Here is a 26769-nt window from a genome sequence, read left to right as displayed (position 1 = left end):
CGAGACCGACATGGAACCCGTCATCATCAATCATCCCGGCCTGTCCCTGGCCGGCTACAGCATCCCCACCCGGCTGGAAAACGGCGATAACCTGCGCCAGATTCCCGCTTTTTGGGATGATTACGCCAAACGACTGCGCCAGCCGCTGCTGGACGCGCTGGGCAAGCCCCACGCGCCGGAATACGGCGTCACCTGCGACTTCAACCCGGAAACCGGTGCCTTCCGCTACCTGATCGCGATGGAATGCCCGGCGGACGGCACGCCGCCGCCGGACAGCGAGCGCCGAAACGTGGCCCCGGCCAAGTACGCGGTGTTCACCACGCCGCCGGCCGCCGACCCGGCCAGTTTCGGCGACGCCATCGTCGCCACCTGGCAGCACATCTACCAGAACTGGCTGCCCGCGTCCGCCAAGTGGGAGCACGCCGCCGGCGCATCCTTCGAACGCTACGACGGGCGCTGCGCGCCGGGCCGGGACACGCTGCAGATGGACATCTACATCCCCATCCAGCCCAAGCGCTGAAGGAAAGCCATGCAGAGCGTCAAGATAGTGGAAGTGGGCCCGCGCGACGGGCTGCAGAACGAAAAACGGCCGCTGAGCGCCGAAATCAAGCTGGAGCTGATCCGCCGCCTGGCCGGAACCGGCCTGTCCGCGATCGAGGCCGGCGCCTTCGTTTCGCCCAAATGGGTGCCGCAGATGGCGGGCAGCGCCGAAGTGCTGGCCGCGCTCGACACAACCGGCGCCATCGCCTACCCGGTGCTGGTGCCCAACGACATGGGCCTGGACGCCGCGCTGGCAGCCGGCGCCCGCGAGATCGCCGTGTTCGGCGCCGCCAGCGAAAGCTTCAGCCAGAAGAACATCAACGCCAGCATCGCCGAAAGCCTGCAGCGCTTCGCCAGCGTGGCCCGCCGCGCGCTGGACGCAGGCGTCAAGGTGCGCGGCTACGTGTCCTGCGTGGTCGGCTGCCCTTACGAGGGCCGGATCGCCCCGCACAAGGTGGCCGACGTGGCCAAGGCGCTGGCGGATCTGGGCTGCTACGAAATCTCGCTGGGCGACACCATAGGCGTGGGCACCCCGGCTTCGGTGCGCGAGATGCTGGACGCGGTGCTGGACGTCCTGCCGGCCGGGCAGCTGGCCGGCCATTTCCACGACACCTATGGCATGGCCGTCGCCAACATCCGCGCGGCGCTGGATGTCGGCCTGCGCGTGTTCGACGCTTCGGTGGCGGGACTGGGCGGCTGCCCGTACGCGCGCGGGGCATCCGGCAACGTCGCCACGGAAGACGTCGCCTATCTGCTGGCCGGCGAGGGCTACCACACTGGCATCGATCTCACTAAACTGGTGGACGTCGCCTGGTTCATCGCCGACGCGCTGGGCAAGCCCCCCGCCTCCAAATTGGCGCACGCGCTCGGCCGCCAGGGCTAGGCCTGCCGACTCTCGTTCCGCCGCCGCGCGCCGAGCGTTGACGGAGCCCGAATCATACCGGCCGGCTCGCCCTTCCAATCAAAAAACATCGCGGGCCGCCACAGGAGAAATCATGCAAGCACGCGTTACCCCGATCTGGAGCCCGTCCGCCGAACGGCTGGCCGGCTGCCATCTCACCGCCTTCGCCCGCCTGGCCGAAACCGTCTGGGGCAAGGAATTGCCCGATTACCACCGCCTGTGGCGCGCCAGCGTGGAAGACCCGGGCCGCTTCTGGTCGCTGGTCTGGGACTACTGCGGCGTGATCGGCGACAAGGGCGCCGTCGCGCTGGAGAACGGCGACGACATGCTGGCCGCCCGCTTCTTCCCCGAGGCCCGGCTCAACTTCGCCGAAAACTTGCTGCGCCGCGACGACGACGCGCTGGCGGTGGTGTTCCGCGGCGAGGACAAGATCGAACAAAAGCTGAGCTGGCATGAGCTGAACCAGCTGGTCTCCCGGCTGCAGCAGGCGATGCGCGCCGCCGGCATCCAGCCGGGCGACCGCGTCGCCGGCTTCATGCCCAATATGCCGGCCACGCTGGCGGCGATGCTGGCCGCCAGCAGCCTGGGCGCGGTGTGGACCAGCGGCTCTCCCGACTTCGGCACCGACGGCGCGCTGGACCGCTTCGGCCAGACCGAGCCCAGGATCCTGTTCTGCCCGGACGGCTACTGGTACAACGGCAAGGCGGTGGACATCCGCGCCAAGATGATCCACCTGGCGGAAAAGCTGCCCAGCGTGGAGCGCTTCGTGGTGGTGCCTTACCTGGGCGACGGCGCCGACTTCGCCGCCGCCGTGCCGCGCGCGCAGACGCTGGACGCCTTCCTGGCCGGTTTCGACGCCCGTCCGGTCGAATACCTCCGCCTGCCGTTCAACCATCCGCTGTACATCCTCTATTCCAGCGGCACCACCGGCAAGCCCAAGTGCATCGTCCACGGCGCCGGCGGCACGCTGCTGCAGCACCTGAAGGAGCACCAGCTGCACGCCGACGTTCATGCCGGCGACCACCTGTTCTACTTCACCACCTGCGGCTGGATGATGTGGAACTGGCTGGTCAGCGGCCTGGCCTCCGGCGCCGCGCTGATGCTGTACGACGGCTCGCCGTTCGCCGACGAGGGACGCGTGCTGTGGGACTACGCCGCCGAGCACGGCTTCACCCATTTCGGCACCTCGGCCAAGTACATCGACAGCCTGAAGAAGACGCCCATCGTCCCCGCGCGCGACTGGCAGCTGCCCAAGCTGCGCAGCCTGTTCTCCACCGGCTCGCCGCTGGTGGCGGAAAGCTACGACTGGGTGTACGAGAACATCAAGTCCGACCTCAACCTCGCCTCCATTTCCGGCGGCACCGACATCGTGTCCTGCTTCGCGCTGGGCGCCGCCACGCTGCCGGTCTACCGCGGCGAGCTGCAATGCCGCGGCCTGGGCATGGCGGTGGACATCTACGACGAGCTGGGCCGCCCGCTGTACCGCGAGAAAGGCGAGCTGGTTTGCCTGAAGCCGTTCCCGTCGATGCCGATAGGCTTCTGGAACGACCCGGACGGCGAGAAATACCGCCAGGCCTACTTCGGCCGCTTCCCCAACATCTGGTGCCACGGCGACTACGCCGAAGTCACCCAGCACGACGGCGTGATCATCTACGGCCGCTCCGACGCGGTGCTCAACCCCGGCGGCGTGCGCATCGGCACCGCCGAGATCTACCGCCAGGTGGAAGTTTTCCCGGAAGTGCTGGAAAGCCTGGCCGTCGGCCAGACCTGGCAGGACGACGAGCGCGTGGTGCTGTTCGTCAAGCTGCGCGAAGGCGTTCAGCTTGACGAGGATCTGAGCAGCCGGATCAAGGCCCAGATCAAGAATGGGGCCAGCCCTCGCCACGTGCCGGCCCGCATCGTCGCCGTGGCCGACATCCCGCGCACCGTCAGCGGCAAGATTGTCGAGCTGGCGGTGAAGAACATCATCCATGGCCGTCCGGTCAGCAACGTCAGCGCGCTGGCCAATCCGGAAGCGCTGAAACTGTTCGAAAACCTGAGCGAGCTGGGAGAATGAGCGGCGACCACGCATGCCATTGACAAACGAGGGCCGCGCGCCCTCGTTTCCTTTCGCGCCACGGCAAGCACACGCGGAAAACCGCCGCGGGTTTTAAGCCAGCAGTCGCGAATCCGGATGTTTTTAAACACTGAATGCTGCAAGCTGAATTATCATGAAAACAGGGGCAGCGTATTTCCCGAGTCGCTATCGGCCTGCGGGTCCAGGCGAAATCCGTCCGACACGCCAGAAAACGGAGCGCGACGATTTTCGGAGCAGAGCATCATGTTGAGCCGGCACCAGCGAGGCTGGGGTGTTGAACAGTGGGCGGCCTATCTGAAAGACAGGGACATCCCGGTTTTATCGGCGACCCGGGATGTTTTCCAGACGCTCAAGTCGCAAGGCAAGGACGCGCCGGAATTCTCGCCGCGGGAAATGGTCGATTTCGTCCATGACGATCCTTATCTGGCGCTCAAATTGCTGATAGAGGCCGAACGGCACCGCTCCAGGCGGCTGGGCAAGGAAACCACCACCCAGCTGGGCACCATACTTCAGCTGGGCAGCGATGAATTGTATTCGCTGATCGCGGGAAGCCCGGTGGTGAATGTCGATCATTCGGGCTGGAAAGCGGCGGTATCCACCGCCGTCATGGCGTCCAGCATCGCGCGCGCCTGGTCGAATTTGCGCGCCGACGCCTCCCCCGAGGAAATTTCCCTGGCCACCCTGCTTTCCGAAACCGGTGAATTGCTGCTCTGGCATTTCGCCCCGGAACTGCCGACCGAGGCGATCGCGGAATTCGAATCCGGACGCGCCAGCCGCACCGGCCTCGCCCAATTGAACACCGCCGGATTCACCTTCCGGCAATTGACGCTGGTTTTATCCGATGTCTGGCAATTGCCGCAAATGATCAGCCAACTGATACGGGGCGTCGACAGGCCGCGCACCCATATCGCGCAAATCGCCATCGACTGCGCCCGCCATCTGACGCAAAACCCCGACAATCCGGCGCTGCCTTCCGACATCGGCAATATCGCCCAATACATCCCGGGCGTCTCCAAGGAAAAACTGGTCTCCGTCCTGCCGATTTCCGATGAGCAGAGGGCCCATGTTCTTGCGGGCCTGCAAACATAAAAACCCGCCTCGGCTCCTCCGCGGATTCGGGACTGCGCCATACACATTCGGCATCGGCTTGCGTCCCATCAACGCGAAAATATTTACATTGAGTAAAATATCGCTCCTCCTCTCTGCCGGACACGGACCATGAGCGAGCCATTCACCCCTGGCGATCTGAAAACCATCCTTCACTCCAAGCGAGCCAACCTCTACTACCTGGAACACTGCCGGGTGCTGGTCAACGGCGGCCGCGTCGAATACGTCACCGATGCCGGCAAGCAATCGCTGTATTGGAACATTCCCATCGCCAACACCACCACCCTGTTGCTGGGCACCGGCACCTCCGTTACCCAGGCGGCGATGCGCGAACTGGCCAAGGCCGGCGTGATGGTGGGATTCTGCGGCGGAGGCGGCACGCCGCTGTTCAGCGCCGGAGAAGTAGAAATGGAAGTGGCCTGGCAGTCGCCGCAAAGCGAATACCGCCCCACCGAATACCTTCAATGGTGGGCTCGCTTCTGGTTCGACGACGACAAACGGCTGCAAGCCGCCAAACAATTGCAGCAAGCGCGGCTTGCCCGCATCCGCGCGCAATGGCTGGACAACCGCCAGTTGCGCGAGGCCGGCTTTGAAATCGAACCCTCCCGGCTGACACAGCTGCTCGACGCCAGCCTCGCCTCGCTGGAGCGCGCGCCGGACCATACCGCCCTGCTGACGGAAGAGGCCCGCTTGTCCAAACAGCTGTTCCGGCTGGCGGCGCAAGCCACCGCTTATGGCGAATTCACGCGCGCCAAGCGCGGCGGCGGCGTGGATCCAGCCAACCGTTTTCTGGACCACGGCAACTACCTGGCCTACGGCCTCGGCGCCACCGCCGCCTGGGTGTTGGGGTTGCCGCACAGCCTGGCTATCCTGCACGGCAAAACCCGCCGCGGCGGCCTGGTGTTCGACGCCGCGGACTTGGTCAAAGACGCAGCCATCCTGCCGCAAGCCTTCGTCAGCGCGATGAAGGGCGACGACGAACAAACCTTCCGCCAACAATGCATCGAACAGCTGGCGCGCGGCGAGGCGCTGGACTTCATGATCGATCAGCTTCAGCGCATCGCGGAGCAACTGGGGCGGGATGGATGAACATCCTGCTGATCTCGCAATGCGACAAGCGGGCGCTGACTGAAACCCGCCGCATCCTGGACCAGTTCGCCGAGCGCCGCGGCGACCGCGTCTGGCAAACGCCCATCACTCAGGCTGGACTGGACACGCTGCGCCGCCTGCTGCGCAAGACCGCGCGCAAGAACACCTCCGTCGCCTGCCACTGGATACGAGGACGCGACCACAGCGAGCTGTTGTGGATAGTCGGCGACGCCCGCCGCTTCAATCTCCAAGGCGCGGTGCCCACCAACGCCACCCAGCGCGATGTGCTGCGGGCCGATGACGAGAACGACTGGCTCAGCGGCGAGGACATCCGTCTGATCTCCGGCCTGGCTGCGCTGCTGCACGATCTGGGCAAGGCCTGCTCGGCATTCCAGGTCCGGCTGCGTCCAAATGGCCCGGCCGGGGCCAACCTCTATCGCCATGAATGGGTATCGCTGCGGCTGTTTCAGGCGTTTGTAGGCGACGACGACGATGCCGGCTGGTTGTCACGGTTGCAGGATCCGGCAAAGATCGACGGCGCAAGCTGGATCAAGCGGCTGAAGGCGCGCAAGCTGCGCGACGGCCTGGACGCGGATGCCCGCCATGCCAAACCGTTCGCTCCCGGCGCGCTGCCGCCGCTGGCCGCAGCGCTCTGCTGGCTGGTGCTCAGCCATCACAGGCTGCCGCAACAGGCCGGCGACATCACCGCCCTGCGCATGCAAAGCGGTCTGGCCGAGCTGGATGCCGGCTGGAACCAACCCTTGTCGGAGGCAGGTCGCCGCGAAATCGAAACTTACTGGACCTTTCCCTACGGCCTGCCATGCGACGACGCGCTATGGCGCGACAGAACAGCGGCGCTGGCAAACGAACTGCTCAAGCGCCAGCCCGGCCAGCCGGCGCCATGGCTGGACAACGCCTACCTGATGCACATCTCCCGACTGCTGCTGATGCTGGCCGACCACCATTTTTCCAGCCAGACCGTAAAACAGCGCTGGCAACGCGAAGACGAGGACCGCATCGCCTTCGCCAATACGCTGAAAAACGATCCGCAGCGCCGCTTCAACCAAACGCTGCCCGAACACCTGACAGGCGTGGCCCGCCACGCTTTGGCCGCTGCCCGCGCCCTGCCCGGCCTCGCGCGCGAACTGCCCGCGCTGGGGATGCACAAGGCGCTGCGGCAACGCAGCGCCGATCCTCGTTTCCGCTGGCAGGACAAGGCATTCGATCTGGCGGCGGGCATCCGCGACAAGGCCGCCGCCCACGGCGCCTTCATCGTCAACCTGGCCTCCACCGGCTGCGGCAAAACCCTTGCCAATGCCCGCCTGCTCTACGCGCTGGCCAACCCTGCCGCCGGCTTGCGCTGCGCCTATGCGCTGGGCCTGCGCGCGCTGACGCTGCAAACCGGCCTCGCGCTGCGCGACCGCCTGCGGCTGGATGACGGCGACCTCGCCATACGCGTCGGCGGCGCGGCCAGCCGCGAACTGTTCGAGCACTATGCGAATGCGGCGGAGCAAAGCGGTTCGGAATCCAGCCAAGCGCTGCTGGACGAGGATAGCCATATCCGCTTCGACGGCAATCCCGACCATCCGCTGCTGCAAAAGCTCAGCCACGATCCGCGCTTCAACGCGCTGCTGGCGGCGCCGGTCCTGGTTTGTACTGTCGATCATCTGACGCCGGCCACGGAAAGCGCGCGCGGCGGGCGGCAGATCGCGCCAATGCTGCGCTTGATGAGCTCCGACATCGTGCTGGACGAAATAGACGACTACTCGATGGAAGATCTACCCGCGCTGACGCGTCTGGTTCATTGGGCCGGCCTGTTGGGCAGCCGCGTGCTGTTGTCCTCCGCCACGCTGCCGCCGGCGCTGGTGAGCTGCCTGTTCGACGCCTACCTGGCCGGCCGCCGCCACTACCAGGCCAACCGCGGCCAACCCGGCTTGCCGCTGAACGTCTGCTGCCTGTGGGTGGACGAAAACGACGCCCGCGCCGCCGATTGCGCCGAGGCCGCCGCCTTTGCCGCCGCCCATCTGGATTTCGCCCGGCCGCGCGCGCAATGGCTGGCCAAACAGCCGCCGCGCCGCGCCGCCGAACTGCTGCCCCTGTCCGGCCTGCCGCGGCATGGCAACGCCAGCTTCTACCCGGCGCTGGCCGAACGCCTGCGCGAGGGCGCGCTGCGCCTGCACCGGCTGAATGCGGAAACCGATCCGGCCAGCGGCAAGCGCGTCAGCGTCGGGCTGATCCGTATCGCCAACATCGACAAGCTCTACCAACTGGCCCAGTCGTTCTACGCGCTGGGCCGGCTGGATGGCGTGCAGATCCACCTCTGCGTCTACCACGCGCAATACCCGCTGCTCCTGCGCTCCGCCATTGAGCGGCGGCTGGACGCCGCGCTGTCCCGCCACGACAGGCAAGCGCTGTTCCGGCTCCCCGACATCCGCCAGCGCCTGGACGCCAACCCGGCTGCGGACCAGCTGTTCATCGCGCTGTCGTCGCCGGTCAGCGAGGTGGGAAGAGACCACTGCTATTCATGGGCGATAGCCGAGCCCTCATCCATGCGTTCGCTGATTCAACTGACCGGCCGGGTCCGGCGGCATTGGACCGAACCCTACGCGCCGCTCAACCTTTTGATCCTGCAACAGAATATCAAGAGCTGGCTGGAACCGGACAAGGCAGCCTATCTCCGGCCCGGCTTCGAAACCGAAAGGGAATACCGGCTGGACAGCCACGACCTGGCGCAGCTGCTGCGCGAGGACGAATACCGCCATCCGGACGCCCGCCCGCGGCTGCTGCCGAGCGCCGCGCTCCAGCCCAAGACCCGCCTGGCCGATCTGGAACATGTTCGGCTGAACGCCGAGCTCAACGGCGACAGGCCACAAGACGCCCAGGCCAGGCTATGCGCCGCCAGCTGCTGGCAAATCAAACACGCGATGCTGCATGCCGGCCTGCTGCGCCGCCAACCCTTCCGCGACAGCCAAAACCGGGAAGAGCGCGAAATGATGCTGCTGCCCAATGAGGAAGAGGACGATTTCAACTTGGTCTGGCTGGCGGAAGGAGACAAGCGCTACCAGAAAAACGAACGGCCCAGCGATTACCTGATGCATCGGATAAGCGACGAGGCGCTGTTCCGCGCGGACGGCATCTCGCCCTGGAGCAACGAGAGCTACCTCAATGAACTGGAACGGCTGGCCGCGGAGCTTGAGCTGCCGCTGGCCGACTGCGCGCGGCGTTTCGGCTGCGTGTCGCTGCCGTTTGACCAGAACCATCACCAGGGCTGGCGCTTTCACCCTGCGCTGGGGTTCTGCAAGGTGTGAATGGAGCGGCCAAGCAGGAATGCTTGGCCGCGGCTGCCTGTCCGGCAGTGACTACATATCTCTCTTTGCTTAGCTGCCTATCCGACAGTTTCATATTTCTCTGGTTGATAAAATGCCAAATGAGTTTTAACATGCAAAAAGCTTGCCAATCAACTATTTATTCCGGATGACAAATTGATTGGCATGTCCGCGCAAACTTTTGACAGGTGGGGGACATGAACGAGCACAATCCACGAGCAAGGGGACTACAAACCCTTATTCAGGACTTCATCCAGCAACGCCTCTCCGACAAGCTGGACAAGCTGGCCGACGACGATCCCAAACGCGCCGAGCTGCGCGCGCAATACCGGCCGCAAGCCTGGCTGGCCGATGCCGCCCGCCGCGCCGGCCAGCTGCAGCTGGTCACCCACCCGGTCAAGGCCAGCCATCCGGATGCGCGCGGCAGCAGCCTGTTCGTGACGCCGGAATCGCTGCCGCCCCGGCCAGAGGCGGGCAGCCACCACCTGGCTTCCGCCGCCAGCGATGTGGTGGGCAATGCCGCCGCGCTGGACGTCTACAAATTCCTGAAGCTGGAACACGAAGGACACACCCTGCTGGCGCTGCTGCGCGCCGGCGATCCGGACCTGCTGGCGGCGCTGAGCGACGACGCGGAGCAAGCCGCCGCCTGGCGCGACGCCTTCTGCGCCATCGCCGAACCCAGCGGCGGCCCGGCCAGCCACACCCGCGCCAAGCAGATCTACTGGCCGGTTCCCCCCGAGTCCGGCCTTCCAGCCAACCCGCACGACGACAGCCACTACCATCTGCTCGCCCCGCTCTACTCCAGCTCGCTGTCGCACTGGCTGTACCAGCGCATCCAGCGGGACCGTTTCGGCGAGGAAGCCAAGGCGGCGCGGCAGGCGCGGCGCGACCGCGTCGACCACCCGCGCGGCTACAGCGACTACCCGCTGCTGGCGGAGGAGAAGAAAGGCGGCACCAAGCCGCAGAACATTTCCCAGCTCAACAGCGAACGCAAGGGCAGCAGCTACTTGCTGGCCTCGCTGCCGCCGCTGTGGGACAACAGCGACCTGCGCCCGCTCTATCGCCTCGACAGCGTTTTTTCCCGCTTCGGCCGCCGTAAGACGGTGAGGGAAACCATTCGCGAGCTGAAGCAATGGCTGGCCAAGCTCAACCCGGAAGCCACGCCGCCGGACCAAGCCAAGCCCGGCAACAGGCATGTCCGCAATCGCCGCGACGCTTATCTGGAACAGATTTTCGAGGAACTGCTGCAATTCGGCGCGGCCTACGCCAACCAGCTGCCGCGCGGCTGGACAGCCGACAGCGAATGCCGGCTGCCGCTGGAGGAGCAGTGCTGGCTGGACCCGCGCCGCGCCGACAGCGATGAAGACTTCAACCGGCATTTCCAGTTTCAGGACTGGCCGCGGCAACTGACGGAAAGCTTCGCGCGCTGGCTGAACGGCCAGCTCGGCGGCGACAGGCTGCAGTTGGCGGAGGCGGAATTCCACCACTGGCGGCGCGAGCTGGCGCACGACATCGACTGGCAGCGCCAGCAGGACAATAAGCTGCGCGAGCAAAACACCCGCTTGCTGCCCGCTGGACATAATCCGGGAGGCCAAAATGCCGATTAATCCCCGCTCTCTCGCCCAAGGCCTGCTGATTCTGCCCCGGCTGCGCGTGCAGAACGCCAACGCCCTCTCCAGCCCGCACACCTGGGGCTTTCCCGCGTTGTCGGCCTTCACCGGCCTGATGACGGCGCTGGAGCGCAAGCTGGGCGCGGACAGCGAGCTGGCATTCCACGGCGTCGGCGTCATCTGCCACGGCTACCAGGCCCACACCAACGGCGACTACATCCAGCGCTTCAATCTCAGCCGCAATCCGGTGGACAAGGATGGCGGCACGGCCGCCATCGTCGAGGAAGGACGCATCCACCTCGACCTCACCCTGGTCTTCGGCGTAAGCGGCAACGCGCTGGCGCAAAACGACGACGCGCTGGCGGAGCGAGCCGCCGCAATCAGCCGCGCGCTGGAAACCATGCGCGTGGCGGGCGGCACGCTGATTCCGCCCCCCGCCGGCCATTACGCGCCCAAGCCGCAATTGATCACCCTGCCGGAAGGCGAGGACGAACGCGCCGCGCGATTCCGCGCCCTGCGCCGCCGCTGGCTGCCCGGCTTTGCGCTGGTGGCCCGCGACGACCTGCTGAGCGGCCACCATGCCAGGCTGCGCGAGACAGCGCCCGGCGCCACGCTGCTGGACGCCTGGCTGGACAAATCCCGCCTCAACCACTGGCCGGAAGCCGGCGATGGCGGCCAAACCATCTGGCGGCACTCGCGCCAGCAGGGCGAAGGCTGGATCGTGCCCATCCCTGTGGGCTATGGCGCGCTCTCCGAACTTTACCCTGCCGGCAGCGTGGCCAACGCGCGAGACGCCGCCGCGCCGTTCCGCTTTGTGGAAAGCCTGTACTCGCTGGGCGAATGGATCAGCCCGCACCGCCTGCAGGATGCCGCCGATCTGCTGTGGTACCCCGCCTACGATGCCGAACTTGGCGTCTACCGCTGCCGCAACGATTACCAACCCCCCTCCCCCTCCACTCAAAACGATTTGGGAGTTGAAGCATGAGCAAGCTGGAAAATCCGTCCGTCCTCGCCTTCGAACGCAAGCTGGATCCGTCCGACGCCTTGTTCTACGCCGGAAACTGGGATGCCCGCGACGCCAGCCAGACCTGGCCGCACATCGCCATTCAGGAAAAATCGGTGCGCGGCACCATCTCCAACCGCCTGAAAACCAAAGACCAGGACCCGGCCAAGCTGGACGCCGCCATCGAAAGCCCCAACCTGCAGACAGTGGACGTGGCCGCGCTGCCGCACGACGCCGACACGCTGAAAGCCAGCTTCACCCTGCGCGTGCTGGCCGGCGCCGGCGCGCCGTCCGCCTGCAACAGCGCCGCCTACCGCGCCAAGCTGCTGGTCACCGTCAGCGCTTATGCCCGGGATATCGGCTTTGGCGAACTGGCGCGCCGCTACGCTCACAATCTGGCCAATGGCCGCTTCCTGTGGCGCAACCGCGTCGGCGCGGAACAGGTGGAAGTGCGGATTCAGCGGTTGGCGGATGGCCAGGAGCAAGCTGGCTGGACCTTCGACGCGCAGGCTCTCCGCCTGCGCGACTTCGCCGCCTCCGGACAGGCCGCCAGTGATCTGGACGCGGTGGCCAAGCTGATCGCAGCAGGCCTGAATGGCGAGCAGCATGTGCTGCTGCGCGTCACCGCCTTCGTCCGCATCGGCGCCGGCCAGGAAGTGTTCCCGTCGCAAGAGTTGATTCTGGACCGCCAGCGCGGCGACAAGAGCAAAACCCTGTACGCGGTGAAGCAGAAAGACGGCGATATCGCCGCCATCCACTCGCAGAAGATAGGCAACGCCATCCGCACCATAGACACCTGGTATCCCGAAGCCGACGACAACGGCCCCATCGCCATCGAACCCTACGGCTCGGTCACCACCCAGGGCAAAGCCTACCGGCAACCCAAGCAGAAGCAAGACTTCTATAACCTCCTGGACAACTGGGTGCTGAAAGACGAAGCCCCGCCCCTGGAGCAACAGCACTTCGTCATTGCCACGCTGATACGCGGCGGCGTCTTCGGCGAGGCCGGCTGATGGACCACTACCTCGACATCCGCCTGCTGCCGGACGCCGATTTCGGCCCGCCGGTGCTGATGAACGCGCTGTACGCCAAGCTGCACCGCGCGCTGGCTGCCCAGCAAAGGCAGGATATCGGCGTCAGCTTTCCCGGCTACGATCCGGCGCCGAGCAGCCACGACGGCAAGCCGCTGCCGCCCACGCTGGGCCTGACGCTGCGGCTGCATGGCAGCGCGGCGGCGCTGGATGGCCTGATGGCGCGCCGTTGGCTCAGCGGCTTCGCCGACCACGCCATCGTCGGCGACATCCGCCCCGTCCCCGCCGGCGCAAGCGCGGTCAGCGTGCGCCGCCGCCAGGCCAAGAGCAGCCCCGCGCGCGCGCGCGACAGGCTGATGCGCCGCCAGGGCATCAGCGCGGAAGAAGCGCGCCGGCGGATACCGGACGAAACGGCGCAGCGGCTGAACCTGCCCTACCTCACCGTAGACAGCGCCAGCACCGGCCAATGCTTCCGGCTGTTCGTCGAGCAACAGGCCGCGCCAAGCATCGCCGCGGGCAGCTTCAATGCCTACGGCCTCAGCGCCGCCGCCGCCCTGCCGGCTTGGTAGCCCGAAAGGGTCGCGGCCAGGCCCGCGACCCTTTTCTCTCCCGCCAACCTCCACCTTTTAAAATCAGAGACTTAACATCATGCCGGCAAAAAGGGTTTTGCCGGCAGAAATGGCTGACAGCCTTGCCGAACAAGGCTGATGGGCAATAAGATCTCTAGTTCACTGCCGGATAGGCAGCTTAGAAACTCACGGCACATCAACGAATAGAAAGGACAAAAGTTCACTGCCGGATAGGCAGCTTAGAAATGATCTTGGTAGGTCGCCTGGATCAGGTAGGAGGTTCACTGCCGGATAGGCAGCTTAGAAATACTGCTGGGGCGCGGTGTTCGCGCTGGCCGGGTTCACTGCCGGATAGGCAGCTTAGAAAAGTCATCGGTGCAGAGCATCGCCAACGCGACGGGTTCACTGCCGGATAGGCAGCTTAGAAAGACCGGGGGCGTCACGACGGTGTCCGGCATCGGTTCACTGCCGGATAGGCAGCTTAGAAACATCCGTCCGGATCGCCGTAGCTGGCAAACCCGTTCACTGCCGGATAGGCAGCTTAGAAAAGCACCGCATCCTCAAGGCGGCATCGGTTTCAGTTCACTGCCGGATAGGCAGCTTAGAAAATCTGCCGCCCTGCCGTGACGCGCCCCTTCGCGTTCACTGCCGGATAGGCAGCTTAGAAATGTCCAAGACGCCACGCATACGTGATGTTCAAGTTCACTGCCGGATAGGCAGCTTAGAAAGCCCGAACCGCCATTGAGCGTAATGCTGACTCGTTCACTGCCGGATAGGCAGCTTAGAAATGCGCAATTCAACCCTGCTGCGGCTGTTGAATGTTCACTGCCGGATAGGCAGCTTAGAAATCGCCCAGGTGAGTTCGGTGTCGATCACAGCAGTTCACTGCCGGATAGGCAGCTTAGAAATCCAGCGCGCTGGGCAAACCCAACTACTACGGGTTCACTGCCGGATAGGCAGCTTAGAAAACACCCAGACACCCATATAGACGTCACACCGAGTTCACTGCCGGATAGGCAGCTTAGAAAAGGTCAGCCCGCGCTCGCTCTCGCTCGAAAACGTTCACTGCCGGATAGGCAGCTTAGAAATACCTGAAACCTGGCCATTTCATGAACCCAGAGTTCACTGCCGGATAGGCAGCTTAGAAAAATGCCAATACCGGCAGCAAAACAATCAATCTGTTCACTGCCGGATAGGCAGCTTAGAAAACCTGGAGAGCAAAACCCACTCGAAAGCCCCAGTTCACTGCCGGATAGGCAGCTTAGAAACGGAACCATCACAGGCAATGCACGGTCGATGACGTTCACTGCCGGATAGGCAGCTTAGAAATACAGGTCGCAGGTAAGCCATCCAAGCGTCAGGTTCACTGCCGGATAGGCAGCTTAGAAAACACTCGGCCGCGCGGCAGCAAGCGCTGCAGCGTTCACTGCCGGATAGGCAGCTTAGAAAACCGCCGTAATTGGTCCCGTTGTTTGCTGCGCGTTCACTGCCGGATAGGCAGCTTAGAAAATCTCCAAAATGGAAACAGGCCATTTCTGGCCGTTCACTGCCGGATAGGCAGCTTAGAAAATGAAATTATGGGTGACGCCCAAGGAGCGTGAGGTTCACTGCCGGATAGGCAGCTTAGAAACACCTCCAGGTCCACCGGTCTACTGTAAATCGGTTCACTGCCGGATAGGCAGCTTAGAAAATCCAATGCCAAGGGGCTGTGAACTTCGGCATGTTCACTGCCGGATAGGCAGCTTAGAAAGTAGTACGCACGTCCGTCATTCCGGAGCATTACGCGCTGCGCCTGGACACCTGGATCACCATGCACGAGGACCTACGGCACAATCCCGCCTGCAAGGCGGTGTTCAGCGCGCTGGTGGGAGGCATGCGGCGGCATGCCGGGGATGTGTCCTCCGGCGGCTGTCCGCCATGAAAAAAGCCGTCCCGGCATTGACCCGGAACGGCTTCTTCGCAGCCGGCCGCCCTTACTTGGGCGCTTTCGCCTGCGGCAGCCGCTGCAGCAGCGCGAAGGTCATGTTCTGCTCGCGCGGGCGGTTGCCGGTCCACAGCACCTGCCAGCCTGGCTCGGCCACGCCCTCCTCGCTGCTGCGCACCACCAGCCAGTAATCGCACGGCGGCGTCTCCCCGGATGGGAAGGACAGCAGGTCGATGCCGGCGTAGTAGCGCCAGCTGATCATGGCCAGGCTGTTGCGGTTTTCCGTCGCGATGCAGGTGGCCGTGGCAGGCAGCTTGCGCAGCATGCTGTTCACCACCGGGCGGTAACTCTTGGCGGCGTCGAACCACGGCAGCCACAAGGTCATGCCCAGCCCCCACAGCAGCGTCAGCCCGGCCGCCCAGTTGGTGATCGCCTGGCGGCCGCGCAGATGGGGCCGGGTCAGCGCCCACAGCCACACCAGGGTGGCAATCAGGCCGCCTGCAGCCTGCAGCCAGGAGACATGCGGCTGGTAGAAGGGGCTGAAGTACTGCGCGCGCCCGGCCAAGCCCTCTGGCCAGCCATAGTTCATCGCCGCCCAGCCCAGCCACACCAGCAGGCCGAACAGGCCGAAGGTCATCAGCGCGAACCAGTTGAGGAAGGCTGCGGCGCCGCGCCGCAGATTGTCCAGCTCCACCGCGCCCAGCACGGCCAGCGGCAGCAGCAGCGGCATCGCGTCGGTGATGTTGGTGCGGTCCGACAACGTCAGCAGCACCGCGTTCATCAGCGCGAACAGCAGCGGCAGCTGCAGCTTGGGCGACTGCGGCAGCCGGTGGCGGTACAGCGTCCACAAGGCGAGCGGCCAGGCCGGAAAAGCGAACCACAGCACGTTCAGGCTGTAATAGCCGAAGTCATGGAACAGGCGGATATGATGGAAGCCGCTGGTCTGCCCCAGCGCGTAGCCGCCCCACCACTCGGCGTACACCGCCGGATACAGACGCTGCAGCAGCATCGGCCATACCAGGATGGCGGGCAGCGCCAGCAGCAGCCCCAGCAGCAGCGTGATCGCGTAGTTCTTCCGCCGCCAGCCGCTGAAGGCGGGCAGCATCAGCGCCACCAGCCAGATCAGCGCCAGGTCCAGCAGGCTGCCGCCCAGGAAGATGGCCACGCTGGCCGCGCCCAATACCGCGCCGGCGAGCCCTGGCGAGCGCAGCGCCAGCGACAGCGCGTAGAACGCGGCGGTGAGGCCGGCGAAGCTGGCGACGCTGGGCGTCAGCTGGTGGCCCGACTCCACCAGGCCGATGCAGCCTATCAGTATCATCACCACGCTGCGGCCGTGGCGGCGGCCTATCAGGTCGCGGCCCGCCATGCCGGCCAGCAGCAGCGACAGCGACATCAACAAGGGCGTCGCCAGCCGGGCCGCGTCGTGCGCGGGCAGCAGCCAGGACGAGAACAGCTTGATGCAGCCGGCCGCCAGCCAGTAGTACAAGGGGGGATTTTCGAGATACGGCGCGCCGTTGAGCGTGGGCAGCAGCCAATTACCGCTGTCCAGCATGCCTTGCGCGACAGCCAGCACGAAGGGTTCGTCCGGTTTCCAGGGATCGTGCCCCAGAATGCCGGGCCACAGCCAGATGAAGCACAGCAGCAACAGCATCCAGGGTTTTTCGGTCGGCTTGGCCAGCGAGCTGGCCTGAGCGGAATAAGTCAGCATCCGTTTGCCACCTTGTTGTTCCGAAGGATCTGATGATTATCCCACGCATGCTGCGCAGGAATGAAAAAAGGCAGCCGCAGGCTGCCTTTTTCGGGGTCCAGATACGGCAACGCGCTTAGCGCTTGAAGAAGCTGCCGAACTTCTGGTTGAACTTGTCCACGCGACCGGCGGTGTCCACGATCTTCTGCTTGCCAGTGTAGAACGGGTGGCAGCTGGAGCACACTTCGATCGAGAAAGCGTCTTTGCCCATGGTGGACTTGGTCACGAACTGTTGACCGCAGGAGCAGGTCACGGACAGTTCTTTGTAGTTCGGGTGAATATCGTTTTTCATCTCTCTACCTTTCAAATCGGGTACAGGGGTTTTGCCTGTACTGCTTGCGAAACATGGCATTATCCGCCGTTTGACCGCCGTTGACAAGCGCTGGCGGCTAAACCGGGATCAGGCGCGGCGCCAGATGGTGCCGCCGGCGCCATCCTCCAGCACGATGCCCTTGGCGGTGAGCTCGTCGCGGATGCGGTCGGATTCGGCCCAGTCCTTGGCGGCGCGCGCGTCCTTGCGCGCCTGGATCAGCGCCTCCACCTGCTCGGCCGACAGCTCGCCCTCGCCCACGCCGCCTTGCAGGAAAACTTCCGGATCGCGCGTGAGCAGGCCCAGCACACCGCCCAGGTCCTTCAGCAGGCGGGCCAGCTGCGGGTCGCGGCTCTTGTTCACTTCGCCGGCCAGCTCGAACAGCACCGCCACCGCTTCGGAAGTGCCGAAGTCGTCGTCCATCGCCGCCTTGAAACGGGCGGCGTAGGCGTGGTTCCAGTCGATGCCATCGGACGTCGGCAGCTCGATGCCGCGCAGCGCGGTGTACAGCCGGGTCAGGCCATGCTTGGCGTCGTTGAGGATGCTGTCGGTGTAGTTGACCGGGCTGCGGTAGTGGCTGCGCACGATGAAGAAGCGGATCACCTCGCCGTCAAAATGCTGCAGCACGTCGCGGATGGTGAAGAAATTGCCCAGGCTCTTGGACATCTTCTCGCCGTCGACATTGATGAAGCCGTTGTGCAGCCAGTAGTTGACGTACTGGTGGCCGTGCGCGCCCTCGGACTGGGCGATCTCGTTTTCATGGTGCGGGAACTGCAGGTCCTCGCCGCCGCCGTGGATGTCGAAATGCTCGCCCAGATGGTGGCAGCTCATCACCGAGCACTCGATGTGCCAGCCCGGACGGCCCTTGCCCCACGGGCTGTCCCAGGACGGCTCGCCCGGCTTGGCGGCCTTCCACAGCACGAAGTCCAGCGGGTCGCGCTTGTTCGGATCCACTTCCACGCGCTCGCCGGCGCGCAGCTTGTCCAGCGTGCGGCCGGACAGCTTGCCGTAGCCCTCGAATTCGCGCACCGCGTAGTAGACGTCGCCGTTGGCGGCCGGATAGGCCTTGCCGTTGGCGATCAGCTGTTCGATCATCGCGACCATGCCGCCCACGTGGTGGGTGGCGCGCGGCTCGTGCGTCGGCGGCAGCAGGCCCAGCGCCGCGGCGTCCTGGCGCATGTCGGCGATGGTTTCCTCCACCAGTTGCTCCGGCGTGATGCCGCGCTCCAGCGCGCGCTTGATGATCTTGTCTTCGATGTCGGTGATGTTGCGCACGTAGTTCACATCGTAGCCGGAGGCCTTCAGCCAGCGGTAGATCACGTCGAAAGCAGCCAGCATGCGCGCGTGGCCGATGTGACAGAGGTCGTAAACGGTCATGCCACAGACGTACATGCTCACTTTGCCGGGTTCGATGGGTTTGAACGCTTCCTTCTGGCGGGTCAGTGTGTTGTACAGGCTCAGCATGATCAAAAAAACCTATGGTTGATGATTCAAAGGAAAGAGATTGTAACAGAGCGGCGCCGGCTTCTGTCATTCGAGCCGCGACATTACGCGCTGAAATGCGCAAACGGCCGCCGCGCCTCTCGACGCGGCGGCCGCTTCGCCGTTCGATCCCGCTCAGACCCGCGGCCAGGCGATCGGGCGGTAGTCCGGCAAGCCGTCCTTGAACGGCGGGATGCGCTCGCCCTCTATCAACGGCTTCACGTAGTCCAGGAAAGCCTGGGTGACGCTGAAGCCGTCGGCGCCGATGAACTCCGGCGGCAGCCGCTTCTCCTTGTCGCCCACCGCCGACAGCGGCACTTCGGCCACGTCCCAGCAGTAAGGATGGTCGTTCAGCCGCCTGATGCCGGCCATCAGGCCGGTCTTGCCGGCCAGCAGCCACTCCACCGCCCTCTCGCCCATCACGTAGGCCTGGCGGACGTCGGTGGCGGAAGCCAGGTGGCCGCCGGCGCGCTGCAGATAGTCCACCTGCGCCACGTGGGCGGAGATGCCGCGCTCGCGCAGGATCAGCTGGGCCAGCCAGTGGCCGGCGCCGCCCAGTTGCTCGTGGCCGTAGGTTTCGGACTTCTTGGCCTCGGCGACGAAGCGGCCGTCCTGGCCGGTGATGCCTTCGGCCACCGCGATCGCGCACTGGCCGTACTTCGCCAGGCTGGCGTCCAGCGCCGCCAGGAAGCGCGCCTGGTCGAACGGCACCTCGGGCAACAGCAGCAAATGCGGCGCTTCGTGCGGATTGCGGGAGGCGGCGGCGCAGGCGGCCGCCAGCCAGCCGGTGTGGCGGCCCATGGTTTCCATGATGAACACCCGGCCCCAGCCCATACTGGTCATGTCCAGGCCGACCTCGCGCATCGCGCTGGCCAGGAATTTGGCGGAGGAGCCGTAGCCGGGGCTGTTGTCGGTGCCGACCAGGTCGTTGTCTATGGTCTTGGGGATGCCGATCACGCCCAGCTTGTAGCCGGTGTGCTTTTCGAAATCGACCAGGCGCTCGGCGCAGCCCAGCGAACCGTTGCCGCCGTTGATCAGCAGGTAGTGGATGTCGTGCTTGGCCAGCACGTCGCGCAGCCGCAGCCAGTCTTCCGGCGCTTCCTCGAACGTGCCTATCATGCGGCGGCTGACGCCGAAGCTGCCGCCGGGCATGAAGGCCAGCTGGGCGATGGCGGTGTCGGACACGCCGTCGGTATCGCACAGGCGGCCATCCAGCAATCCCGCCAGGCCATCGTAAGCGGCGTACAAGGAAAGGCCGAGGCGACGCGCGGTTTCAATCGCGCCCTGGGCGGAAGCGTTCAGAACGGCGGTGGGTCCGCCGGATTGCAGATATACGGCTCTTGGCTTGGTCATGATCGCAACCTGAAAAGTGGACAATCTGGGCAGCGCAAAGGCCGACAGCACGCCTACGCTGCTAACGCCACCACCATACCACTGGCCCGAGAACAGCCTCAAGCCGCAGAGCCGCGGCAAAAAACGCTTCCTTGACCGGCGGCAAACCGCAAGAAAAGTAGCGTCGGCGCTACACGGAGGGACAAAAGAAAAGCCCCGCCGCCATGGCGGGGCTGCGCTTGCGCGCCGGATCAGCCCAGCGGCCAGTTCAGGATGACGATGGAGTCGTTGTAGTCCATGTCGGTACCATCCTCGGAACCAACCACGGCCAGATTCAGCTTGTTGGCCAGGACAAGCTGGCTGGATACCAGGTCGGACTGCCTGCCGTTGGCAGTAATCTGCACCCGAACATTGCCGGAACCAGAGTTGATGACCTTGGTGCCCAGATTGTTGTCGCCGGTGCCTACGCCGCTGAAAGCGGCGCGCGGCTCATTATCGACAAAGATTTCGACATGCTGAGTCGCCGCGGAATTGACCAGAACGGTGACGCCGAAATTGATGCGGGCGGGAAGCGTGAACACGCCTTGCTGAGCCATGGTAACTCCTTTGCCAAGAGTGAGCCCCGCATGCCGAAACCGCCGCTCTCAAGCGGCGCCGACGGCGCGGCGGGGCAGCTGCGCCGTCCGCGAACGAAGCCGCGTCCGGCCCAGTCAGGCTAGACCACCCTCCGGAACCCCACACCAGTACTAAGGGCTAGTTCCGCGCCGCGTGCAAACACCGCGGCCGACTCGGCGCCTACTGGCGCACCACCGCGTCGGCCGGCGCGTAACGAGCGGCCTGGATAGGCGAATGCCTGGCCACGTAATCCTTGAGCACTTCGGCGTCGACGAAGCCGGTATTCACATAGCCCGGATGGTCGACCATTTTCGGGTAACCATCGCCGCCGGAGGCCATGAAGCTATTGATCGCCACCCGGTAGCGACCGGTCGGCACGATGGCCTTGCCGCCCGCCTCCGCCCGCTGCAGCTCGCCGCCGACGATGCGCAGCTTCACGCCGGCGAACTGGGCGAAGGCGCCCGCGCCCGGCGTCATCCGCGCCGCGGCCTTCAGGTAATCCAGCGCCTCGGCCCCGCTCATGTCGACGTAGGCCAAGGTGCTGCCGAACGGGAACACCTTGAGCACGTCCTTGTAGCTGACCACGCCGGCCGGCAGCGAGTCGCGGATGCCGCCGGAGTTGATCACCGCGAAGTCGGCCTGGGTCCTGGCCATCATCGCCTCGCCGACGAACACGCCCAGATTGGTGGGCTGGCCGCGCACCACGGAACGGTCGCCCTCCAGCTTGGCCGACAGCTCGCCCACTTTGACGCCCAGCTCCGCCTGGCCCTTGTCCTGGTAGGCCTTGAGGAAGCTGCGCAGCTTGCCGTCCTCTGGAATCAGCTCGGTGTACGGCACTTTCTCGGTCTTGCCGTCGGCGGTCTTCACCGTCTTTTTCAGATTGACCGGAATCAGCTGGTATTTGACCAGCTTGAGCTTGCCGTTGCGGAACTCGAAATCGGCGCGGCCGACGTACTTGCCCCACTCGTGCGCCTGCACGATCCAGGCGCCGTTCTGGCGGTCCGGCGCGCAAGGCGCGCCCGGCACGTAGGCGTCGTCGCGGACGTTCTCAGCCTTCATGCACACCGGATTCTGGCTATGGCCGCCGACGATCAGGTCCAGCCCCTTCACCGCGCGCGCCATCTCCACGTCGCCCGGCGCGTTGACGCCGTGATTGCCGTCGGCGTAATGGCCCATATGGGTGGCGGCGATGACAATGTCGGCCTTCTGGCGCAACTCCGGCACCAGCGCGGCGGCCTCGGCGATCGGGCTTTTGAATTCGATGCCCTTGATCTGCGCCGGATTCACCATCTTGGCGGTATCGTCGGTGGTCAGGCCCATCACCGCCACCTTGACGCCGCCCAGGTTGAACATGGCGTAAGGATCGAACATCCGTTTGCCGTCCTGGTAGATGTTGGCGGACAGCATCGGGAAGTTGATCCACTTGCGCTGCTGCATCAGCACCGGCACCGGCTTGTCGAACTCGTGGTTGCCGACCGCCATCGCGTCGTAGCCGATGCGGTCCATGCCGCGGAAGTCCGGCTCGGCATTCTGCAGATCGGATTCCGGCACCCCGGTGTTGATGTCCCCGCCGGACAGCAGCAGCATGTAGCCGCCGTCGGCCTTCACCTCGGCGCGCACCGCGTCCACCACCGTCTTCTGCGCGGCGAGGCCGTACTCGCCGTCGCTGTTCGGCCAGAAGCGGCCGTGGTGGTCGTTGGTGTGCAGGATGGTGATCTTGTAGGTCTTGCCGCTTTCGTAATTGCCCTTGCCCGGCGGGGTGGCGCAGGCGGACAGCAGGCCGGCGGCCAGCAGGGATACGGCGATGGATTTGAGCTCGGTGCGCATTTTTTCTCCTGGTAGGCCGGGCCTCGCGCGCGGAAACGGCTTCCGCATGCAAAAATGGCGAACCCTGGGGCTCGCCATCCGGCAGTGCTGCGGTGATTTACTTCCAGCTGTCTTTCAGCCCGACGGTGCGGTTGAACACCGCCTTGTCGCCCTTCCGGTGCTCGTAGCGGTCGGTGACGAAGTAGCCCAGACGCTCGAACTGGAAACGCGACTCCGGCTCCGCCTGCAGCACCGAGGCCTCGACATAGGCCGGCACCAGTTTCAGCGACTCCGGGTTCAGGAACTGGCGGAAATCGACGTATTCGCCGTCCTCGCCGCGCACCGCGTCCGGACGCTGCTCGGTGAACAGGCGCTCGTACCAGCGCACGTCGGCCTGGATCGCATGCTCGGCCGACACCCAGTGGATCACGCCCTTGACCTTGCGGCCTTCCGGGTTCTTGCCCAGCGTGTCGTGGTCGATCGAGCACTTCAGCTCGACGATCTCGTCGGCGGCGTCCTTCACCACCTCGTCGCACTTGATCACGTACGAGTAGCGCAGGCGCACTTCGCCGCCGGCGGTCAGGCGCTGCCACTTCGGCGGCGGCGTTTCGGCGAAGTCGTCGCGCTCGATCCAGATCTCGCGGGCGATCGGCACGTCGCGCTCGCCGAATTCCGGATGGTGCGGGTGGAACGGCGCGCTGCGGCTGGCGGTGACGGCGGCGTCGTAGTTGGTCAGCGTCACTTTCAGCGGATTGACCACGGCCATCACGCGCGGCGAATCGTTTTCCAGCGTCTCGCGCACCGCGCCTTCCAGGATGGCCATGTCGATGATGTTTTCGCTCTTCGACACGCCGATGCGCTGGGCGAACAGCTTGATGCCGGCCGGGCTGTAGCCGCGGCGGCGCATGCCGGCGATGGTGGGCATGCGCGGATCGTCCCAGCCGGTGACGGCGCCGTCGTTGACCAGCGCCTGCAGCTTGCGTTTGGAGGTCAGCGCGTACAGCAGTTCCAGGCGCGAGAATTCGATCTGCTGCGGATGGTGCTCGATGCTGATGTTGTCCAGCACCCAGTCGTACAGCGGGCGGTGGTCCTCGAACTCCAGCGAGCACAGCGAATGGGTGATGCCCTCGATCGCGTCGGAGATGCAGTGGGTGTAGTCGTACATCGGGTAGATGCACCACTTGTCCCCAGTGCGATGGTGATGCACGCGGCGGATACGGTAGATGGCCGGATCGCGCAGATTGATGTTGCCGGAAGCCATATCGATCTTCAGGCGCAGCGTCTTGCTGCCATCCGGGAACTCGCCGTTCTTCATGCGGGTGAACAGGTCCAGGTTCTCTTCCGGCGTGCGGTCGCGGTAGGGGCTGTTCTTGCCCGGCTCGGTCAGATTGCCGCGGTACTGGCGCATTTCCTCGGCGGACAGGTCGTCCACGTAGGCCTTGCCGGCCTGGATCAACTCCACCGCGTAGTCGTACAGGCGGTCGAAGTAGTCGGATGCGTAGCGCACCTCGCCGTTCCACTTGAAGCCCAGCCAGGAGATGTCCTGCTTGAACGCCTCGACGAACTCGTCCGATTCCTTTTCCGGATTGGTGTCGTCCATGCGCAGATTGCACTGGCCGTTGTAGTCCTCGGCCAGGCCGAAGTTGATGCAGATCGCCTTGGCGTGGCCGATGTGGGCGAAGCCGTTCGGCTCGGGCGGGAAGCGGGTCACCACCGAGCTGCGGCGGCCGGTGGCCAAATCCTCGTCGATGATGCTGCGAATGAAGTTGTTGACAACCGGCGCGTTGTTTTCCGTGCTCATGTTCTGGCTGTGGGTATGGATAGCGAATCGGGCATTGTAACCGATTTTTCCAGCATTTTCGCCAATGACCGGATTCGCCGCGCGCACCGACCAAGCCGCTTCAACCGGTCTTTTCCAGCGCGGCCTCCCACAAAGCCTTGGGCAGCGCGTACTTGCCGCTGACGCGATGCTCCAGCGACAGAATGCGCCAGCCGTCGGCGAACAGCGCGCGCGCCGACCGCTCGTCGAAAAAGCGCTTGGGCTCGCCATCGACCAGATAAAAATCGGGCGCGATCTCAGGATGGCCGCTGGCGCCGTAATGGTGGTCGTCAGTCGCGTTCAGCCGGCACAACAGCTTGCCGCCGGGCGGCAGGCAGTCGCGGATGCGCTCCACGATCTCCACTGTTTCATCCCAAGGGAAGTAATGCAGGGACAGGCTGGCCACTACCGCGCCGGCCCTCTCGCCACCCAGGGGAAAGGCTTGCCTGACATCCTGGCAAACGAATCTGGCGCCGGGCGCGCGGGCCGATGCCGCGGCCACCGCGTCGGCCGACAGGTCGAAAGCGATCAGCCGCACCCCCGCCTCCGCCAGCGCCCGCGAATCTTCCCCCTCTCCGCACCCTATCTCCAGCACCGGCCCTTGTCCGCCCGCCTCCCGCAACAAGGGCAGCCAGCGCTCCAGCCAGGGATCCCGGCTCACGGGCGGCTCAGGCCGGCTCACCGCGTCTCGCCCAGGAAATCGGCCAGCGGGCGGCGCTGCTTGCCATCGGCGCTGAAATTGCCGTTTGCCAGATAGGCGGCATAAGCCGGCTTCAGCGCGTCCCATTCGCCATCCAGCATGGAAAACACATGCGTATCCCGATTGCGGCGCTTGACCACCATCGCCTGCCGCAGGGTGCCCTCGAACTGGAAGCCAAAGCGTCGCGCCGCGGCGGCCGAAGCGGCGTTGCGCGAGTCGCAGCGCCATTCGCAACGCCGGTAGCCCAGCTCGAACGCGGTTTTCAGCAACAGGAACACCGCCTCGGTGGCCAAACGGGTGCGGCGCAGCGCCGGCGAAAAGTTGACGTGGCCGATTTCGATCGCCCCATGAGCCTGAACCATCTGCCGATAACCCAGGAAACCGAGCGCCTGGTCTGAATCCTTGGCGCAAACGACGTACAGCGCGGTGTCCGACTGCGCCACCGTCAGCGCCAGCCAGGTGATGAAAGCGTCCTCATCCTCGAAGGGGCCATACGGCAGATGCTCCCAGTGCGAATCATCGCCGGCAAACAGCCTGAACAGCGCGGCGCCGTGGCGCGGCGCATCCAGCGGCTGCAGGGACACGGCTTCGCCGCGGATGGCGGCTTCCGGCGCCTTGCCGGCGGAACGCCATCCGGCCAAGAGCGGGGTTGAGGGAGCGATGGGCGGGGATATCTGCGGGGAATGCATGCTCGTGCGGCCGTTTCTTATGGTTCAAGGTGGGAAACAAGACGTCCGGCACGCGAAAACGCGCCGCCGGATCGCAAGGACATATTGATTCTGCTACAGAATAGCAATCTGTTTTACCTATCCTTATGGACAGGTGACGCACTCAGGCCAGCGTTCTGCCCGTCAAGCGCTCCAGCTGCCGCAGCGGCGACTTGGCCGGATCATCCATCTTCTCCAACGGCAGCCACAGCGTCTGCTCCAGCATGAACTGGCCGGACATCACCGCGTGCGACGCGTGGTCGGAGAAGCAGATCCAGGCGCCGCCGGGCGCGAACGGCACCGTCTCCTGCGGGCAATTTTTCTGATACTCCAGGTCCGCCTTCATCGCGTCATGCAGGTGCAGCATGATGTGGTCGTAGCCGCTGCGCTTGCGCTTGGTGATCTTCAGCGCCGCCAGCAGCGCTGCCGAGCCGGGCCATTGCACGGGCACGCGCGGCAGCATCTTCCTGGCCATGTCCTCGAACGGTTCGCCGACGCGCCACACCCGCGGCTCGCCCGCCGGATTGATGTTGCAGAACACGCGCAGGATGCGTTCGCCGTAGGTGGGGCGGGATGGAAAGGCGTCCACGTGCAGGCGGCTGTCGTCCTTGCGCCACGAGGTCTTGCGATCCTCCACCCGAACCAGACGCAGGCTAGTCGGGGCGGCGCGCGTCTTGCCCTGGTATTCCGGCAGCACCCGGGCCAACAGATCGGCCGCGGCGTGCTGGTAGCGGGAAATCAACGCCCTCACCGCCCGCTGGGCATCGTCGCCGCCCAGCACGCCATGCAGCGCGCCGTTGTTCGGTTCCAGGCTGATGTTCTTGCGCTTGGGATCGGCGATGGCCGGGTTCAGCAGCGCCTGCTCGGCGGCGCTGAGCGTAAAGCCGAAATCCGGCACATGCAGCACCGCGCCCGCCTCCAGCCTGCTCACCAGGCCCTTGTCCCCTTCTTTCACGCCGACAATGCGTTCCACCATGATTGGTCTCCTACCCGACAATATATCGCCGCGGCGCCGCGTGGCCGCGCCTCACAAGCCGGCAAGGGTACACCCAAAGCCGCGGCGCGGGCACCCTT

The 26769-nt window shown here is 65.1% G+C and carries 20 protein-coding genes and 1 CRISPR repeat array; of the genes, 10 read left to right on the top strand and 10 right to left on the bottom strand.

The window, feature by feature from the left end; genetic code table 11:
* Window positions 1-10: 10 nt before the first annotated feature.
* From CV_RS08620 to cas6f, 10 genes are all read left to right on the top strand, one after another.
* Window positions 11-520 carry a GyrI-like domain-containing protein gene (locus tag CV_RS08620; RefSeq protein ID WP_011135312.1) on the top strand — a complete coding sequence of 170 codons (510 nt, stop codon included), beginning with the start codon at window positions 11-13 and terminating at the stop codon, window positions 518-520.
* A gap of 9 nt (window positions 521-529) precedes the next feature.
* Window positions 530-1423 carry a hydroxymethylglutaryl-CoA lyase gene (locus tag CV_RS08615; RefSeq protein ID WP_011135311.1) on the top strand — a complete coding sequence of 298 codons (894 nt, stop codon included), beginning with the start codon at window positions 530-532 and terminating at the stop codon, window positions 1421-1423.
* Window positions 1424-1535: 112 nt separating this feature from the next.
* Entirely contained in the window at window positions 1536-3497 is a 1962-nt protein-coding gene (locus tag CV_RS08610; protein ID WP_011135310.1) for an acetoacetate--CoA ligase, read from the top strand.
* A 264-nt stretch (window positions 3498-3761) separates the two neighbouring features.
* Window positions 3762-4607: an HDOD domain-containing protein gene (locus CV_RS08605; protein ID WP_011135309.1), complete on the top strand. Its 846-nt coding sequence runs from the start codon at window positions 3762-3764 to the stop codon at window positions 4605-4607.
* Between the two features lie 129 nt (window positions 4608-4736).
* Entirely contained in the window at window positions 4737-5714 is a 978-nt protein-coding gene (gene cas1f / locus CV_RS08600; protein ID WP_011135308.1) for a type I-F CRISPR-associated endonuclease Cas1f, read from the top strand.
* Window positions 5711-9022, top strand: coding sequence for a type I-F CRISPR-associated helicase Cas3f (gene cas3f / locus CV_RS08595; protein WP_011135307.1), 3312 nt, complete (start codon window positions 5711-5713; stop codon window positions 9020-9022). The genes cas1f and cas3f overlap by 4 nt, the downstream gene beginning before the upstream one ends.
* A gap of 215 nt (window positions 9023-9237) precedes the next feature.
* Entirely contained in the window at window positions 9238-10647 is a 1410-nt protein-coding gene (gene csy1 / locus CV_RS08590) for a type I-F CRISPR-associated protein Csy1 (protein ID WP_011135306.1), read from the top strand.
* Window positions 10637-11635 carry a type I-F CRISPR-associated protein Csy2 gene (gene csy2 / locus CV_RS08585; protein ID WP_011135305.1) on the top strand — a complete coding sequence of 333 codons (999 nt, stop codon included), beginning with the start codon at window positions 10637-10639 and terminating at the stop codon, window positions 11633-11635. Before csy1 ends, csy2 begins: the two co-directional genes overlap by 11 nt.
* Window positions 11632-12666, top strand: coding sequence for a type I-F CRISPR-associated protein Csy3 (gene csy3 / locus CV_RS08580; RefSeq protein ID WP_011135304.1), 1035 nt, complete (start codon window positions 11632-11634; stop codon window positions 12664-12666). The genes csy2 and csy3 overlap by 4 nt, the downstream gene beginning before the upstream one ends.
* Entirely contained in the window at window positions 12666-13253 is a 588-nt protein-coding gene (gene cas6f, locus CV_RS08575; protein ID WP_011135303.1) for a type I-F CRISPR-associated endoribonuclease Cas6/Csy4, read from the top strand. The genes csy3 and cas6f overlap by 1 nt, the downstream gene beginning before the upstream one ends.
* A 157-nt stretch (window positions 13254-13410) precedes the next feature.
* Window positions 13411-15003: a CRISPR direct-repeat array (repeat unit 28 nt; unit sequence GTTCACTGCCGGATAGGCAGCTTAGAAA).
* Between the two features lie 223 nt (window positions 15004-15226).
* Here cas6f and CV_RS08570 read toward each other — a convergent pair.
* The 10 genes from CV_RS08570 to CV_RS08525 all read right to left on the bottom strand — a co-directional run bounded on the left by CV_RS08570 (window position 15227) and on the right by CV_RS08525 (window position 26671).
* Complete coding sequence (locus CV_RS08570) at window positions 15227-16885, bottom strand: ArnT family glycosyltransferase (protein WP_011135300.1); 1659 nt, start codon at window positions 16883-16885, stop codon at window positions 15227-15229.
* 115 nt (window positions 16886-17000) lie between these two features.
* Window positions 17001-17216, bottom strand: a complete 216-nt coding sequence (gene rpmE / locus CV_RS08565) for a 50S ribosomal protein L31 (protein ID WP_011135299.1) — start codon at window positions 17214-17216, stop codon at window positions 17001-17003.
* Window positions 17217-17324: 108 nt separating this feature from the next.
* Window positions 17325-18698 (bottom strand): cysteine--tRNA ligase, encoded by a 1374-nt coding sequence (gene cysS / locus CV_RS08560; RefSeq protein WP_043597661.1) that lies wholly within the window; start codon window positions 18696-18698, stop codon window positions 17325-17327.
* A gap of 153 nt (window positions 18699-18851) precedes the next feature.
* Window positions 18852-20069, bottom strand: a complete 1218-nt coding sequence (locus CV_RS08555) for a 6-phosphofructokinase (protein ID WP_011135297.1) — start codon at window positions 20067-20069, stop codon at window positions 18852-18854.
* 230 nt (window positions 20070-20299) lie between these two features.
* Window positions 20300-20644, bottom strand: coding sequence for a fucose-binding lectin II (locus CV_RS08550; RefSeq protein WP_011135296.1), 345 nt, complete (start codon window positions 20642-20644; stop codon window positions 20300-20302).
* Between the two features lie 199 nt (window positions 20645-20843).
* Entirely contained in the window at window positions 20844-22490 is a 1647-nt protein-coding gene (ushA, locus tag CV_RS08545; protein ID WP_011135295.1) for a bifunctional UDP-sugar hydrolase/5'-nucleotidase UshA, read from the bottom strand.
* 97 nt (window positions 22491-22587) lie between these two features.
* Entirely contained in the window at window positions 22588-24270 is a 1683-nt protein-coding gene (locus CV_RS08540; RefSeq protein ID WP_011135294.1) for a glutamine--tRNA ligase/YqeY domain fusion protein, read from the bottom strand.
* Window positions 24271-24370: 100 nt separating this feature from the next.
* Window positions 24371-24949 carry a class I SAM-dependent methyltransferase gene (locus CV_RS08535; RefSeq protein WP_115610219.1) on the bottom strand — a complete coding sequence of 193 codons (579 nt, stop codon included), beginning with the start codon at window positions 24947-24949 and terminating at the stop codon, window positions 24371-24373.
* Between the two features lie 17 nt (window positions 24950-24966).
* A complete protein-coding gene (locus tag CV_RS08530; RefSeq protein ID WP_011135292.1) occupies window positions 24967-25677 on the bottom strand; it encodes a GNAT family N-acetyltransferase in 711 nt (236 codons plus the stop codon).
* A 142-nt stretch (window positions 25678-25819) separates the two neighbouring features.
* On the bottom strand, window positions 25820-26671 hold the full coding sequence (locus CV_RS08525) for a Kdo hydroxylase family protein (RefSeq protein WP_011135291.1): 852 nt from the start codon (window positions 26669-26671) through the stop codon (window positions 25820-25822).
* Window positions 26672-26769 lie beyond the last annotated feature (98 nt).

Source organism: Chromobacterium violaceum ATCC 12472, assembly GCF_000007705.1.
GTDB lineage: Bacteria > Pseudomonadota > Gammaproteobacteria > Burkholderiales > Chromobacteriaceae > Chromobacterium > Chromobacterium violaceum.
Note: the sequence above shows the minus strand (reverse complement) of the source record. Positions and strands in the feature narration are given on the sequence as shown.

Bases quoted from the DNA above. Each gene is read 5' to 3' on its own strand.
- CV_RS08540 (WP_011135294.1), bottom strand. From the start codon at position 24,270: ATGAGCACGGAAAACAACGCGCCGGTTGTCAACAACTTCATTCGCAGC.
- CV_RS08550 (WP_011135296.1), bottom strand. From the start codon at position 20,644: ATGGCTCAGCAAGGCGTGTTCACGCTTCCCGCCCGCATCAATTTCGGC.
- cas3f (WP_011135307.1), top strand. From the start codon at position 5,711: ATGAACATCCTGCTGATCTCGCAATGCGACAAGCGGGCGCTGACTGAA.
- rpmE (WP_011135299.1), bottom strand. From the start codon at position 17,216: ATGAAAAACGATATTCACCCGAACTACAAAGAACTGTCCGTGACCTGC.
- CV_RS08615 (WP_011135311.1), top strand. From the start codon at position 530: ATGCAGAGCGTCAAGATAGTGGAAGTGGGCCCGCGCGACGGGCTGCAG.
- CV_RS08530 (WP_011135292.1), bottom strand. From the start codon at position 25,677: ATGCATTCCCCGCAGATATCCCCGCCCATCGCTCCCTCAACCCCGCTC.
- cas6f (WP_011135303.1), top strand. From the start codon at position 12,666: ATGGACCACTACCTCGACATCCGCCTGCTGCCGGACGCCGATTTCGGC.
- ushA (WP_011135295.1), bottom strand. From the start codon at position 22,490: ATGCGCACCGAGCTCAAATCCATCGCCGTATCCCTGCTGGCCGCCGGC.
- csy1 (WP_011135306.1), top strand. From the start codon at position 9,238: ATGAACGAGCACAATCCACGAGCAAGGGGACTACAAACCCTTATTCAG.
- csy3 (WP_011135304.1), top strand. From the start codon at position 11,632: ATGAGCAAGCTGGAAAATCCGTCCGTCCTCGCCTTCGAACGCAAGCTG.
- cysS (WP_043597661.1), bottom strand. From the start codon at position 18,698: ATGCTGAGCCTGTACAACACACTGACCCGCCAGAAGGAAGCGTTCAAA.
- CV_RS08570 (WP_011135300.1), bottom strand. From the start codon at position 16,885: ATGCTGACTTATTCCGCTCAGGCCAGCTCGCTGGCCAAGCCGACCGAA.
- CV_RS08620 (WP_011135312.1), top strand. From the start codon at position 11: ATGGAACCCGTCATCATCAATCATCCCGGCCTGTCCCTGGCCGGCTAC.
- csy2 (WP_011135305.1), top strand. From the start codon at position 10,637: ATGCCGATTAATCCCCGCTCTCTCGCCCAAGGCCTGCTGATTCTGCCC.
- CV_RS08525 (WP_011135291.1), bottom strand. From the start codon at position 26,671: ATGGTGGAACGCATTGTCGGCGTGAAAGAAGGGGACAAGGGCCTGGTG.
- CV_RS08555 (WP_011135297.1), bottom strand. From the start codon at position 20,069: ATGACCAAGCCAAGAGCCGTATATCTGCAATCCGGCGGACCCACCGCC.
- cas1f (WP_011135308.1), top strand. From the start codon at position 4,737: ATGAGCGAGCCATTCACCCCTGGCGATCTGAAAACCATCCTTCACTCC.
- CV_RS08610 (WP_011135310.1), top strand. From the start codon at position 1,536: ATGCAAGCACGCGTTACCCCGATCTGGAGCCCGTCCGCCGAACGGCTG.
- CV_RS08605 (WP_011135309.1), top strand. From the start codon at position 3,762: ATGTTGAGCCGGCACCAGCGAGGCTGGGGTGTTGAACAGTGGGCGGCC.